The organism is Microbacterium alkaliflavum, from assembly GCF_044325405.1.
In the GTDB taxonomy this organism is placed as follows: domain Bacteria; phylum Actinomycetota; class Actinomycetes; order Actinomycetales; family Microbacteriaceae; genus Microbacterium; species Microbacterium alkaliflavum.
The window spans coordinates 216,046-229,948 of record NZ_JBIQWL010000002.1; the positions used below are offsets into that span (position 1 = coordinate 216,046).

Below are 13,903 nucleotides of genomic sequence, written 5' to 3' on the forward strand. Positions count from 1 at the left end.
CGGGGGACACGTTTACCACAACGCGACGAACGTTCGGCGCATTCCCCGGTCAGGGCCGCTTGTCCTCGTCACCGGACGGGCGTGTCGCGAGGAACCGTTCGAGCTCGGCGGCGAGCTCGTCGGCGCTCGGCAGATCGCCGGCGTGGATGATCGGCGTCGCCGACGTCGAGCCTGCCATGTAGGAGTCGTAGCGCTCCTCCAGGCCCTGCAGCATGCGCGAGAGCTCCTCGCTGCCGGTGACCTGCTCGTCGACCTTGGTGAGGTACTCGCGGTTCTGCTCGCGCAGATCGTCGCCCGTGAAGACGAGGCCCGTCGCCACTGTGATGCTGTCGAGTGCGGCCAGAGTCGCGGCGGGGTACTCGGTGTCGCCCAGGTAGTGCGGCACGAGCAGCACGAATCCGGCGATCGCGAACCCCTCTTCGCTCAGCCGGTACTCCAGCAGGTGTCCGGCCGTCGCGGGCACCTGGGTGTGGGGCTGCCAGACGGAGTGCGCCGCCGTGAGGTCCTTGCGCGTGCCGCTCACGGTCGTGCCGATGGGTCGCGTGTGGGGCACGGGCATGGGGATCGAGTGCACCCAGGTGATCGTCGAGACGGCGAGGCTGCGCGCGAAGTCGACGACGGCCGCGGCGAACCCGTCCCAGGCGAAGTCGGGCTCGTAGCCGGCGAGCACGAGGAACGGGTGCCCCAGGGCGTCGTGCGCCAGCGAGAGCTCGAGTCGCGGCGGCGTGTAGTCGGTGAGGTGGTCCTGATCGAACGCGACGATCGGCCGGCGCGCGCGGTAGTCGAGCAGGACGTCGTTGGTGAAGATCGCGACAGGTGTCGGGTCGAGCTCGTCGCGGACGTAGTCGACGAGTCCGCTGACGGCGCTGCCGGCATCCGTGAAGCCCGTGAGCGCGATGACGAGCGGCAGCCCGGTCGGCACAGGCGGGGCCGAGACGGCACGCTCGAACAGGGGCGCGGACTGGGGCATGGCTCCATGCTACGAGCCGGGCCGTCGAACCCGGGCCGCCGCGGGTCCCGCTGACAGCGAACAGCCGGTACTTAGGATGGTGGGCATGTCGTTCCCCGACCTCGAGTACACCACCGCCCCGATTCGAGAGACCGACGCCGAAGCGATCCTTCTGGCTCTCCCGCCGCTCGACAAAGACGACTCCCCCGGGCTCGACGACTGGCCAGGGCTGCGCGACGCCCTGCTGGCGACGGGCTTCACCGGCGCGTCCTCGTCGTATCAGCGCGTGTACGCGCCCGAGAGCACATCGCTTCCGCTCGCCGTGGTCGGCACGGGCGCGAAGCCCGATGCCGCCGCCGTCCGCGACGCCGTCGGCACGGGCATCCGTACGCTCACCGGTCAGACGACCGTGTCGGTCGCGCTGCCTGCGGCCGACGCCGATCTGTGGCGCGCCGCGGCGGAAGGCGCGCTGCTCGGGGGCTACCGCTTCGACGGCTACAAATCCGAAGCACCCAAGCTGCGCGCCGCGACGGTTCGCGTGCACGGGACGACGGATGCCGACCCCGACGACGTCGCGGCCGTGCAGGCCGCCGCGGCCGCCGCCGCGCTCGTCAAGGACCTCGTCTCCATCCCTGCCGAATGGCTCGGGCCTGCCGACTTCGCCGAGCGCGCGACGAACGCCGTCGCCGAGCTTCCCGTCACCGTCGAGGTGCTCGACGAGGCGGCTCTCGCGGCCGGCGGCTGGGGAGGCATCCTCGGCGTCGGCCAGGGCTCCGACCGGCCGCCGCGGCTCGTGCATCTCGAATACGCGCCCGAGGGCGCCCCGCGTCACATCGCGCTCGTGGGCAAGGGCATCACGTTCGACACGGGCGGGCTGTCCCTCAAGCCCGCGGCTTCGATGGTCGGCATGAAGTACGACATGTGCGGTGCCGCGACCGCCCTCGCGGTGCTGCGCGCCGTCGCCGCGCGCGGCCTCCCCGTGCGGGTCAGCGCCTGGCTCTGCATCGCGGACAACATGCCCTCCGGGCGGGCCACGCGCCCCGGCGACGTGCTCAGGCTCCTCGACGGCTCCACGGTCGAGGTGCTCAACACCGATGCCGAGGGTCGGCTGGTGCTGGCCGACGGTCTCGTCGCGGCCAGTCGCGAGCATCCCGATCTCATCGTCGACGTCGCCACCCTCACGGGAGCCATCACGATCGCCCTCGGCACGCGCCACGCGGGGGTGATGGGCGATGACGACGCCGTCTCGCGATACCTCGCCGCCGCGGCCGAGGTCGACGAGCTCGCGTGGCAGCTGCCGCTGCCCGAGCACATGAACGACGAGCTCGACTCGCCGATCGCCGACCTCGTCAACGCCAAGGTCGGCGACCCCGCGGGAGGCTCGCTGTTCGCCGGACTCTTCCTGCGCCGCTTCGTCGGGCGCACGTCCGACCAAGCCGATGCCCCTCGGATCCCGTGGGTGCACCTCGACATCGCCGGCGTCGGAATGAACAAGGGCGGCGGATTCGGGTTCACCGACAAGGGCCCGACTGCCGCGACCGTGCGATCGCTCATCCGCTTCATCGAGGGCGAGGCGGCGCGATGACCGATCACTCCTTCGACGTCGTCGTGCTCGGCGGCGGGAGCGGCGGCTATGCCGCTGCGGTGCGCGCGGCCGAGCTCGGGAAGTCCGTCGCCCTCGTCGAGAAGGACAAGGTCGGCGGGACGTGCCTGCACCGAGGCTGCATCCCGACGAAGGCGCTCCTGCACGCGGCCGAGGTCGCCGACCTCGCCCGCGAGGCGAGCGCGGTCGGCGTCCGTGCGACCTTCGACGCGATCGACCCTGAGGGCGTCCGCGCATACCGCGAGGGGATCGTCGCGAAGAAGTTCAAGGGGCTCGAGGGGCTGGTCAAGGCCCGCGGCATCACCGTCGTCACCGGTGAGGGCCTGCTCGAGGCGGATCGCGCCGTGCGCGTGGGCGACGACCGGTACGTCGGCGCCGACGTCATCCTGGCGACGGGCTCGTACAGTCGCACGCTTCCCGGCCTCGAGATCGGGGGCCGCATCCTGACGAGCGAGCAGGCGCTCGAGCTCTCCGAGATCCCGAGTCGCGTCGTCGTGCTCGGCGGCGGGGTCATCGGCGTCGAGTTCGCGAGCGTGTGGCGGTCGTTCGGCGCCGACGTCACGATCGTCGAGGCGCTCGACCACCTCGTCCCCGTCGAGGACGTCGCGCTGAGCAAGGGCCTGGAACGCGCCTTCCGCCGGCGCGGCATCGCCTACTCCCTCGGCGTGCGCTTCGCGAGCGCGACGCAGACGGCGGATGCGGTCACCGTGACCCTCGAAGACGGCAAGACGTTCGAGGCGGATTACCTGCTCGTCGCGGTCGGCCGCGGTCCCGCGACGTCGGGCCTGGGTTACGAAGAGGCGGGCATCGCTCTCGAACGCGGCTTCGTCGTCGTCGACGAGCGCCTGCGCACCTCGGCGGAGCACGTGTGGGCCGTGGGCGACATCGTGCCCGGGCTCCAGCTCGCGCACCGCGGCTTCCAGCAGGGCATCTTCGTCGCCGAGGAGATCGCGGGCCTGAATCCCGTCGTCGTCCCCGATGCCCACGTGCCGCGCGTCACGTACTCGCATCCCGAGGTCGCCTCCGTCGGCCTCAGCGAGGCCAAGGCGGCCGAGACGCACGGCCAGGACGGCATCGTCGCCTACGAATACAACCTCGCGGGCAACGGCCGCAGCGAGATCCTCGGAACCTCGGGCGTCGTCAAGGTCGTGCGACTGAAGGACGGTCCGATCATCGGTGTGCACCTCATCGGCGACCGCGTCGGGGAGCTCATCACAGAGGGTCAGCTCGCCGTCGGCTGGGAGGCCCACCCCGAAGACATCGCCCCGTTCGTGCACGCCCATCCGACGCAGAGCGAAGCGCTGGGCGAGGCGTTCCTCGCCCTCGCGGGCAAGCCGCTGCACGCCCTGTGAACCCCGGCGCCGGAACGGCGTCACTAAGCTAGTCGAGACATCGGCATTCTGAAGGAGACAGTCCTATGAGCACATCCGTGGTCCTCCCCGCGCTCGGCGAGAGCGTCACCGAGGGAACGGTCACCCGCTGGCTCAAGAAGGTCGGTGACACGATCGAGGCCGACGAGGGCCTGCTCGAGATCTCCACGGACAAGGTCGACACGGAGATCCCGTCGCCTGTCAGCGGCGTCATCGAGGAGATCCTCGTCCAGGAGGACGAGACGGTCGAGGTCGGCGCCGTTCTCGCCAAGATCGGCGACGGCTCCGCCGCTCCCGCCGAGGCCCCCGCCCCGGCCGCGGAGACCCCGGCCGCGGAGACCCCGGCCGCGGAGACGCCGGCCGCCGAGGCCGCTCCGCAGGAGCAGCCGGCGCCCGCCGAAGCGCCTGCTCCCGCCGCGGAGGCGACCGCGCCGGCCACCACCGGCGGCGGCAAGGAGGTCGTCCTTCCCGAGCTCGGCGAGAGCGTCACGGAGGGCACTGTCACCCGCTGGCTCAAGCAGGTCGGCGACCAGGTCGAGACCGACGAGCCGCTGCTCGAGATCTCGACGGACAAGGTCGACACGGAGATCCCGTCGCCGTTCAGCGGCGTGCTCCAGGAGATCCTGGTGAAGGAGGACGAGACCGTCGCCGTCGGCTCCGCCCTCGCCCGCATCGGCGACGGCGCACCCGCCGCGGCCCCCGCCGAGCCCGCGGCTCCCGCCGAGCCGCAGGCGGCCGCCCCCGCTCCTGCTCCCGCCGCCCCCGTCGCCGCCGCCCCGGCCCCGGCCCCGGCCGCTCCGGCGCCCGCCACACCTGCTCCCGCCGCCGCGGCTCCGGCCGCACCCCCGGCCCCGGCCGCTCCGGCGCCCGCGGCACCTGCTCCCGCCGCTGCGGCTCCCGCGGCCGAGGACGCCGACGCCCCGACCTACGTGACGCCGCTCGTGCGCCGCCTCGCTCAGCAGCAGGGCGTCGACCTGGCCACCGTCACGGGCACCGGCGTCGGCGGTCGCATCCGCAAGGAAGACGTGCTGAAGGCCGCCGAGGCGGCCGCGGCCCCCGCTCCCGCAGCCGCACCGGCCGCGGCGCCCGCCGCGCCTCAGCTCGAGGTCTCGCCGCTGCGCGGCACCACCCAGCCGATGTCGCGCCTGCGCAAGGTGATCGCCGAGCGCGCCGTCGCGTCGATGCAGGCGACCGCGCAGCTCACGACGGTGGTCGAGGTCGACGTCACGAGGCTCGCCGCCTATCGCGACGCCGTGAAGGCCGACTTCCAGGCGAAGACGGGCGACAAGCTCTCGTTCCTGCCGTTCTTCGCGGTCGCGGCGGTCGAGGCGCTGCAGGCGTACCCGATCGTCAACGCGACGGTGGACGGCAGCGACATCGTCTACCCCGGCACCGAGAACATCTCCATCGCCGTCGACACCGAGCGCGGCCTGCTCACCCCCGTCGTCAAGGACGCGGGCGGCAAGAGCCTCGCGCAGTTCGCCCGCGAGATCGCCGACCTCGCCGCGCGTACGCGCGACAACAAGCTGAAGCCCGACGAGCTCGCCGGCGGCACCTTCACGCTGACCAACACGGGCTCGCGCGGGGCGCTCTTCGACACCCCGATCGTGTTCCTGCCGCAGTCGGCGATCCTCGGCCTCGGTGCGGTCGTCAAGAAGCCCGGCGTCGTGACGGTCGACGGCAAGGACGCGATCTCGGTGCGCTCGTACGTGTATCTCGCGCTCTCGTACGACCACCGCATCATCGACGGCGCCGACGCCGCCCGCTTCCTCGGCGCGGTCAAGGCGCGCCTGGAGGCGGCCGACTTCGGGGGCCAGCTCGGCATCTGACATCGTCATCCTGGGTGCTCCGCGACGTCGTGAACGTCGCGGAGCACCCATTTCTCGTCTCTGCGGAAGATCACGACGAGCTGCGCCGCGATCCCGCCCGTCGACGACTCGACCCGGAGGACGGCGGCTCCCCCGAACTCGTCGAGAAGGGTGATGGTGCGCTCGGTCGCAGGCTCGTCGATCGCGCCCGGCGGGAACACGGCCGACGCGTCGTCCTGGAGAGGGGCGAGGCATCCCGAATCGGCTCCGCACGCCGAGCGTGCCGTGAGCAGCGCGTCGAGCACCGCCTCCAGCGACTCCTGGCCTGACACGTCGGATGGCGTCGCGGTCGCCTCCGCCGACGGAGCCCCCGTCGGCGCGGCCGCGGTCGCATCGGGCTGAGCCGTCGCGGGGCCCGCGCCTCCCGTGGGCCACAGGAGTCCGCCCGCCAGGACGACCGCGGCGACGGCGGCCGCGACGAGCAGCGGACGCCGGCGGCTCGTCGCCGGCTCGCGGTCGGCTCGCCGGAAGCGGCGCCACACGGCCGTCGATGCCTGGGAGAAGGCATCGGCCAGGTCGGCGTCGACGTTGCCGGCCAGCCGCGCGACGAGCGATCGCTCGCGGGGCGCGTCGTCGGGCGCCCGCGCCGACTGCGGAATGGTCGGCTCCGAGCGGACGCGCCGCGGCGCGAACACGGTCGTCGCGAGCGGCTCGGGCACGGCGGTCGCGAAAAGCAGCTCCTCCAGCCGTGTGAGGCCTCGGCCCAGGCGGGTGGGCTCGGCCGCGGTCTCGCGCGCCTCGGCGAGGGCGGAGACGAGCGCCGGGCGGGCTCCGTGCGCCAGCTCGTCGAGCAGGGCGTCGGCCGCCGATGCGATCGGCTCGCCGTCGGGCGACGGTGCGAACACGGGACGCCCGCCCTCGGTGAGCCACCAGGTGCCGGGGCATCCGGCGCCTTGGTCGATCGTTGCGGCGTCGGCGCAGGCGCGGAGCACGCTCACCGCGAGCGTCAGTCGCTCGCCGTCGGTCAGCGGGGCATCGAGGCGGCGGCCGAGGAAGTCGTCGAGCCGCTCGGTGCACACGGGCAGCGCGACGGCGTGGCCGTCGGAGCGTCGCACGAGATCGGCCGGCCCGAGGATGTGGCCGTCGTGCGGCACGAGCCATCCGGTCCAGTCGTCGCCCAGGATCTCGACGTCGACGAGGACGCACGTCCCCGTCGCGGCGGAGTGCGCGAGAAGGCCGGGGTACGGCGAATCCGGCGGTCCGTCGAGCCGTCGCATGATGCGGTACGCATCGAGGAGGAGGTCTGCGGAGGGCACTCCCCGAGTCTTGCGAGGAGCCCGACGACGGCGATGCGGGCGACCCGATCTGGGGAGTTCCCACCGTCCGGGCCGCCTGGGGAGGAGCCGAGCGGACGGCGGTCGAAAGGTAGGCTGGAGCTATGTCCGGCCGTTCGACTGCGCCCGAGAAGCGACAAGGCTTCTTCCGGCAGCTGCGCACCCTCTACACGTTCACCCAGAAGGCCTACAAATGGCTTCCGTGGCTCCTCGCGGGCATCTTCGTGCTCTCGATCGGCGCCGGAGTCGCGGTCGGCTTCCTCATCCCGCCCGTTGCGTGGTGGAGCGTGCTCCTCTGGGGCGTCACCGGGCTCATGCTCGGCATCCTGATCTCGCTCATGACCATGACGCGACTGTCGACGACCGCCATGTACAAGCAGATCGACGGGATGCCGGGAGCCGCCGGCCACGTGCTGTCGACCTCGCTCGGCCGCAACTGGTCGGCCACGGACATGCCGGTCGGCGTGAACCCCAAGACCCAGGAGGCCGTGTACCGCGTGGTCGGTCGCGGCGGCGTCGTCATCGTGGGCGAAGGCGCCCGCGGACGTCTGACGCGGCTGGTGAACGAGGAGCGCTCGAAGGTGCAGCGGGTCGCCTCGGGAGTTCCCGTGACGGTCCTGTATGTGGGTCACGGCGACGACGAGATCACGATCGCCAAGCTCGCCTCGACGATCAAGGGGCTGCCGAAGAAGATCGACAAGTCGACGCAGTCGGCGGTCATCAAGCGCCTCGAGTCGGTGTCGCAGTCGCTCGCGTCGCTGCCGATCCCGAAGGGCATCGACCCCACGAAGGTGCGGGCGCCGCGCCCGCGTTAGGACCTCGCCGAGAACGACCCCCGGCGGTCGGCCCGTCTACGCGCGCAGCAGGACGGTGCCGGCCGCTTTGTCGTGCAGGCCGCGCTGGTCGGCATCCCAGATGACGGCGGGGATCACGATGACCAGCAGCAGCGTGCGCACGATGGGCCGCCAAAGCCCCACCCAGGCGCCGTCGAGCCGCACGAGGCGGAGCCCGAAGAGGCGATGCCCGGGGCTCCCCTGGAGGGTCGGCAGGAAGACGAGCTGGATGATCGCGAAGATCACGAGGATCGACATCGCGTCCCATCCCCAGAACCCCGAGATGAGATAGGCGGCGCCGTAGTCGACGAAGATCGCGCCGACGCGTCGGCCCAGCCGGGCGATCGAGCCGCTTCCCTCGCGCGGGAATCCGAGCCGCTCGCCGGGGTACGTCTCGCCTGTCTGGGTCACCCTTCCAGCGTATACAGCCTCGTGTAACATGCCGGAAACAAAGGGGTTACTGGCGGGCAATCCCCTGTCGATACGGTTCTGGAAGCCCGCCCGGGCGGGCGGCACTTCCCGATGCGCTATTTCTGGAGCCTCAATGTTCAATGATTCATCCGAGGTGCTGAAGTTCATCAAGGACGAGGACGTCAAGTTCCTCGACATCCGTTTCACGGACCTCCCTGGTGTGCAGCAGCACTTCAACATTCCGGCCTCGACGGTCGACGAGGAGTTCTTCACCGTCGGCCAGCTGTTCGACGGCTCCTCGATCCGCGGCTTCGCCAACATCCACGAGTCGGACATGCAGCTGATCCCGGATGTGTCGACGGGATACCTCGACCCGTTCCGCGAGGCGAAGACGCTCATCATGGTCTTCGACATCTACAACCCGCGCAACGGTGAGATCTACTCGAAGGACCCCCGCCAGGTCGCCAAGAAGGCCGAGAAGTACCTCGCGTCGACGGGCATCGCCGACACCGCGTTCTTCGCCCCCGAGGCCGAGTTCTACATCTTCGACGACGTCCGCTACGAGGTGAAGCAGAACTCGAGCTTCTACTCGGTCGACTCCGAAGAGGGCGCGTGGAACACGGGCCGCATCGAAGAGGGCGGCAACCTCGCCAACAAGACCCCCTACAAGGGCGGCTACTTCCCCGTGAGCCCCGTCGACAAGCAGGCCGACCTGCGCGACGACATCAGCCTCAAGCTCATCGAGGCCGGCCTGATCCTGGAGCGCGCGCACCACGAGGTGGGCACGGGCGGCCAGGCCGAGATCAACTACCGCTTCGACACGATGGTGCACGCGGCCGACGACATCCTGAAGTTCAAGTACATCGTCAAGAACACGGCCGAGCAGTGGGGCAAGACCGCCACGTTCATGCCGAAGCCCCTCTTCGGCGACAACGGCTCGGGCATGCACACCCACCAGTCGCTGTGGAGCGGCGGCCAGCCCCTCTTCTACGACGAGAAGGGCTACGGCGGCCTGTCCGACATCGCGCGCTGGTACATCGGCGGCATCCTCGCCCACGCCCCCGCCGTGCTCGCCTTCACGAACCCGACGCTCAACAGCTACCACCGTCTGGTGAAGGGCTTCGAGGCTCCCGTCAACCTCGTCTACTCGGCGGGCAACCGCTCGGCGGCGATCCGCATCCCGATCACGGGCACCAACCCCAAGGCTAAGCGCATCGAGTTCCGCGCGCCGGACGCCTCGGGCAACCCGTACCTCGCCTTCGCGGCGCAGCTCATGGCGGGCCTGGACGGCATCAAGAACCGCATCGAGCCCCACGAGCCGGTCGACAAGGACCTCTACGAGCTTCCCCCCGAGGAGGCCAAGGGCATCCCGCAGGTGCCGAACTCGCTGCAGGACTCGCTCGACGCCCTCGCGGCCGACCACGCGTTCCTCCTCGAGGGCGGCGTCTTCACGCCCGAGCTCATCGAGACCTGGATCGACTACAAGGTCGAGAACGAGATCAAGCCGCTCGCGCAGCGTCCGCACCCGTTCGAGTACGAGCTGTACTACGGCGTCTGAGCACATCGCCGACGTCTGAGCGACGTCTCACGCAGAGCCCCTCGAGTCGCGTACTCGAGGGGCCTCTGCGTGTGTCAGTCGGTGACGACGCGCCGGTTGAGCTCGTGCGCGAGCTCGGTCGCACGCTCGGTCCCGAGCTGGTTCGTCAGCTCGTCGGCGAGCGAAGCCATGTCGGCCGACGAGCTCGCCACGAGGGTTGCGAGCGTCTCGAGGATCGACGTGGGCCCGGCATTGCCGCCGCCGAAGAAGATGGCCTTCCAGATGGAGATGAGCGCGTTGTCCTGGTCCGCGGAGAGAGCTCCGTTCGCCCGGAGGGAGCGCACGACGCCGAGCACGGTGTCGCTGTCGGCGATCGCCGTCGTCGCGCCGCCCGCCCCCAGCGCCACGCGCACTTCCTGCAGCGCCCGGCGATCGTCGTCTGTGAACATGTCATCCTCCTGAAGCGGTCTGAATGCGTTGAAATCGATGATGTGCCAGGGCTCGCCGCCGTCGATCCCGGAACGCCTCTCAGTGATCCGGTTGCACTCGAAACCGGCCGAGCTGCACGACTCCCACACCTGCCACCACTCGAGCCCGTTCCGATCGACGTCGATCGCGAGACAGTCGCTCCCCCGCCAGTTTCCCCCGTGCGACGAGGAGCCCGCCACGGACGCCTGATTGCAGTTGCCATTGGCGCATGCCTCGTCGCGGTACCTCTTCTGTACGTCGAACGGGCGGTACGCGTTCCATCCGCCCCACGTGATGTATATCCGGCGGCCGAAGTGCGCGAAGGCGTACTCCTGCGCGGCCTTCCACCTCGCCGCCGTGCCGGGCGTGAGGCGATGCTCCCAGGCTTTGGCGCCGGATCCGCCGTTGGCGACGACGACCGAGACGACGGAGTCCGGCACTCTTCCGTTCGAGTACAGCATCGTCGCCCGCCGTCCCGCTCGCTCTGACGGCGCGATGCCCACAGCCCCAAGACGCGCGCCGCCTCACGTCCCGCGACGCACGCTATACCTTCGGGGCGCGATGCGCCACGGGAGTCACCCGTAGAAGAGCTTCTCGAACACGCGGCGGGCGCGACGGGTCGTGCCGAGGTAGTCCTCCTCGACCTGCGTCGCCGACCGGGGCGGGTACTCGAGGAGGCGTCCGATGCCGTCGAGCCGCTTGCGGTCGACCGGCAGCACGTCGCTCGTCTGTCCCGACAGCAGGGTGTTCGCCGAGCGGAGCCGGCTGGCCAGGCGCCAGGCCGCGGCGAGGCGGTCGGCGGAGGCATCCGGAACCAATCCGGCCTCGACGGCGGCCCGCAGCGCCGCGATCGTCGAGGTCGTGCGCAGCGCCGGCACGTCGTGGGCGTGCTGCAGCTGGAGCAGCTGCACGAGCCACTCGACGTCGCTGAGCGAGCCCGGTCCGAGCTTGAGGTGGCGGGCGGGATCGGCGCCCTGCGGGAGGCGCTCGTTCTCGACCCGGGCCTTGATGCGCTTGATCTCGCGGACGGCCTGCAGATCGACGGATGCCGGGTACCTCACCTGGTCGGCGAGCTTCATGAACTCCGCGATGAGCTTGACGCTTCCCGCGATGCCGCGCGCCCGCAGCAGGGCCTGAGCCTCCCACGACAGCGACCAGCGACGGTAATACTCGACGTAGGCGTCGAGCGACCGAGCCAGCGGGCCGTTGCGCCCCTCGGGGCGCAGGTCGGCGTCGAGGTCGAGCGGCACGCGGTGGTCCTCGGAATGGCGGCGCAGCGCCGCGACGAGCTGCAGCGCGAGCTCGTGCGCCCGCTGCGGGTCGACGTTGTTCGGGCGGTAGACGTACATGACGTCGGCGTCCGATCCGAAGCCCAGCTCGCGTCCGCCGAAGCGCCCCATCGCGATGACCGAGAAGTCGAGGCCGGCGTCCTCCGGGGGCACGATCTCGCGTCGGACGGCGCGCAGCGTCGCCTGGATCGTCACCTCGGTGATCGTCGTGAGGCCCTCCGCGAGCTGCTCGACGGTGATGACGCCGAGGATCGCGGCCATCGCGACGCGCAGCAGCTCGCGCCGCCGCAGCGCCCGCACCGAGCGCATCGCGTCGTCTGTGGTCGTGTGCCTCGTCTGGATCGCCCGCGCCTCCTGCTGGAGCGCGTGACCCGTGCGAGGGATGAGCAGCTCGTCGTCGTCCAGCCAGGCGGCCGACTCGGGGATCCACTCCATGAGCTCGCCGACGTATCGCGAGCCGGACAGCACGCGCGTGAGGCTCTCGGCGGCGGCGGACGAGTCGCGCAGCATTCGGAGGAACCACGGGCTGTCGCCGAGCCGCTCGCTGATGCGGCGGAAGGCCAGGAGGCCGTAGTCGGGGTCGGCGCCGTCGGCGAACCAGCGGATCATGACGGGCATGAGATGCCGCTGGATCGTCGCCTTGCGGCTCAGTCCGCTCGTGAGGGCGGCGATGTGGCGCAGGGCGCCCGCGGGATCGGCGAAGCCGATCGCGGCGAGCCGGTCGTGTGCCTGCTCGGTCGACAGCGTCCGCTCCTCCGCCGGGAGCGCGGCGACGGCAGAGAGGAGCGGCCGATAGAACAGCCGGACGTGGATGTCGCGCACTTCGCGCTTGACGGACTCCCACACCTGCCACACGGCCGGCCCGCTGTCGGCGAGACGCGATGCGCGGGCGAGCACGCGCAGCTCATCCGGCTTCGACGGCATGAGGTGCGTGCGGCGCAGGTTCCGCAGCTGCATGCGGTGCTCGAGCACGCGCAGGATCCCGTAATCGCGGGCGAAGGTCGCCGCCTCCGGACGGCCGATGTAGCCCTCGGCGACAAGGGCCTCTAGGGCCTCGAGCGTGCCGCGCTGACGGATGCGGTCGTCGCTCAGGCCGTGGACCAGCTGCAGCAGCTGCACCGTGAACTCGATGTCGCGGATGCCGCCGGGCCCGAGCTTGATCTGGTGCGCGAGCTCGTCGGCGGGGATGTGCTCCGTGACGCGCTCGCGCATGCGCTGCACGCTGTCGACGAAGTTCTCGCGGGCGGCGCTCGTCCAGATCTTCGGCTGGACCGCGCGCACGTACGCCTCGCCGAGCGCCGCATCGCCCGCGATGGGTCGTGCCTTCAGGAGCGCCTGGAACTCCCAGCTCTTGGCCCAGCGGTCGTAGTAGGACAGGTGCGAGTCGAGCGTGCGCACGAGGGCGCCCTGCTTGCCCTCGGGGCGGAGATTGGCGTCGACCTCCCACAATGCGGGCTCGATCTCGGCTCCGGAGACGCCGCGCATCGTCTGCACGGCGAGCCGCGTCGCGATGTCGACGACCCGGCTCTCCCCCACCTGCTCGATCACGCCGTCATCGGCGCCCGTGACGAAGATGACATCGACGTCGCTCACGTAGTTGAGCTCGCGCGCTCCTGTCTTGCCCATGCCGATGATGGCGAGCTCGGTGCCGGCGACCTGCTCGCGGGGGAAGAGCGCGGCTCCGGATCCTCCCGAGATGCGCGTGCGGGCGACGCAGAGAGATGCCTCGAGGGCCGCCCCCGCGGCATCCGCGAGGATCGCGGCGACCGCTGCGATCTCGTCGACCGGGTGCGCGCTGAGCAGGTCGTAGGCGGCGATGCGCGCGAGCATCGCCCGGTATCGCACCCGCAGCGCGATCCACGCGCTCTCGCCGCCCTCCGCGGCGAAGCCGTCGCGGGCGCCGACGGATTCGAGGAGGGCCGTGCGCAGCTCCTCCGCCGACGGCAGATACTCCCCCGCTCCCGCGAGGTGGGCGAGCTCCTCGGGACGCCTCAGGTAGAACTCGCCGAAGCCGGTCGATGCGCCCAGCAGCGCCCACAACGCGCGCCAGCCCCGCGGATCGCGCTGGATCGCCTTGACGGGCTCCGGGTCGCGGCGCACGACCCGAGCGAGCGCGCCGAGCGCGGCATCCGGATCGGCCGCATCGGCGACCTGGCCCGTGAGCGTCTCACGGTCGAGGCCGAGCTCCTGCTCGAGCTCGGCCAGCAGCGACTCGGCCGCGCCGAGCTCGCTGAAGCCGAGCCGAGCGAGCTCGGTGAGTGTTGAGGACCGATCGCGCGTCGACATCGCCTGACAGCGAGC

At 71.1% G+C, this 13,903-nt stretch carries 10 protein-coding genes; 5 read left to right on the forward strand and 5 right to left on the reverse strand.

All coding sequences use genetic code 11. The features are described from left to right. Positions 1–49 precede the first annotated feature (49 nt). Positions 50–970: a proteasome assembly chaperone family protein gene (locus ACH3VR_RS06000; protein WP_396639856.1), complete on the reverse strand. Its 921-nt coding sequence runs from the start codon at positions 968–970 to the stop codon at positions 50–52. 85 nt (positions 971–1,055) lie between these two features. Between ACH3VR_RS06000 and ACH3VR_RS06005 the strand changes: the two genes are divergently transcribed. The 3 genes from ACH3VR_RS06005 (at position 1,056) to sucB (ending at position 5,751) form a co-directional block, all read left to right on the forward strand. Further along, the gene (locus tag ACH3VR_RS06005; protein WP_396639857.1) at positions 1,056–2,534 is read left to right on the forward strand and encodes a leucyl aminopeptidase; all 1,479 of its coding nucleotides are present in this window, start codon (positions 1,056–1,058) and stop codon (positions 2,532–2,534) included. Continuing rightward, positions 2,531–3,904, forward strand: coding sequence for a dihydrolipoyl dehydrogenase (gene lpdA, locus ACH3VR_RS06010; RefSeq protein WP_396639858.1), 1,374 nt, complete (start codon positions 2,531–2,533; stop codon positions 3,902–3,904). The genes ACH3VR_RS06005 and lpdA overlap by 4 nt, the downstream gene beginning before the upstream one ends. A 65-nt stretch (positions 3,905–3,969) precedes the next feature. Beyond that, positions 3,970–5,751 (forward strand): 2-oxoglutarate dehydrogenase, E2 component, dihydrolipoamide succinyltransferase, encoded by a 1,782-nt coding sequence (gene sucB, locus ACH3VR_RS06015; RefSeq protein ID WP_396639859.1) that lies wholly within the window; start codon positions 3,970–3,972, stop codon positions 5,749–5,751. A 5-nt stretch (positions 5,752–5,756) separates the two neighbouring features. Here the strand turns inward: sucB and ACH3VR_RS06020 are convergent, their stop codons facing one another. Continuing rightward, positions 5,757–7,046: a hypothetical protein gene (locus tag ACH3VR_RS06020; RefSeq protein WP_396639860.1), complete on the reverse strand. Its 1,290-nt coding sequence runs from the start codon at positions 7,044–7,046 to the stop codon at positions 5,757–5,759. A gap of 122 nt (positions 7,047–7,168) precedes the next feature. On the opposite strand from ACH3VR_RS06020, the gene ACH3VR_RS06025 reads away from it, so the two are divergent. After that, complete coding sequence (locus ACH3VR_RS06025) at positions 7,169–7,879, forward strand: DUF4191 family protein (protein WP_396639861.1); 711 nt, start codon at positions 7,169–7,171, stop codon at positions 7,877–7,879. A 36-nt stretch (positions 7,880–7,915) separates the two neighbouring features. Here the strand turns inward: ACH3VR_RS06025 and ACH3VR_RS06030 are convergent, their stop codons facing one another. Beyond that, entirely contained in the window at positions 7,916–8,338 is a 423-nt protein-coding gene (locus tag ACH3VR_RS06030; protein WP_396639862.1) for an RDD family protein, read from the reverse strand. A gap of 103 nt (positions 8,339–8,441) precedes the next feature. Here ACH3VR_RS06030 and glnA point away from each other — a divergent pair, with 103 nt between their 5' ends. After that, positions 8,442–9,866 carry a type I glutamate--ammonia ligase gene (gene glnA / locus ACH3VR_RS06035; protein ID WP_396639863.1) on the forward strand — a complete coding sequence of 475 codons (1,425 nt, stop codon included), beginning with the start codon at positions 8,442–8,444 and terminating at the stop codon, positions 9,864–9,866. A gap of 74 nt (positions 9,867–9,940) precedes the next feature. Here the strand turns inward: glnA and ACH3VR_RS06040 are convergent, their stop codons facing one another. Further along, positions 9,941–10,774: a hypothetical protein gene (locus tag ACH3VR_RS06040; RefSeq protein ID WP_396639864.1), complete on the reverse strand. Its 834-nt coding sequence runs from the start codon at positions 10,772–10,774 to the stop codon at positions 9,941–9,943. Between the two features lie 114 nt (positions 10,775–10,888). Beyond that, positions 10,889–13,888, reverse strand: coding sequence for a bifunctional [glutamine synthetase] adenylyltransferase/[glutamine synthetase]-adenylyl-L-tyrosine phosphorylase (locus ACH3VR_RS06045; RefSeq protein ID WP_396639865.1), 3,000 nt, complete (start codon positions 13,886–13,888; stop codon positions 10,889–10,891). Between the last annotated feature and the right edge of the window lie 15 nt (positions 13,889–13,903).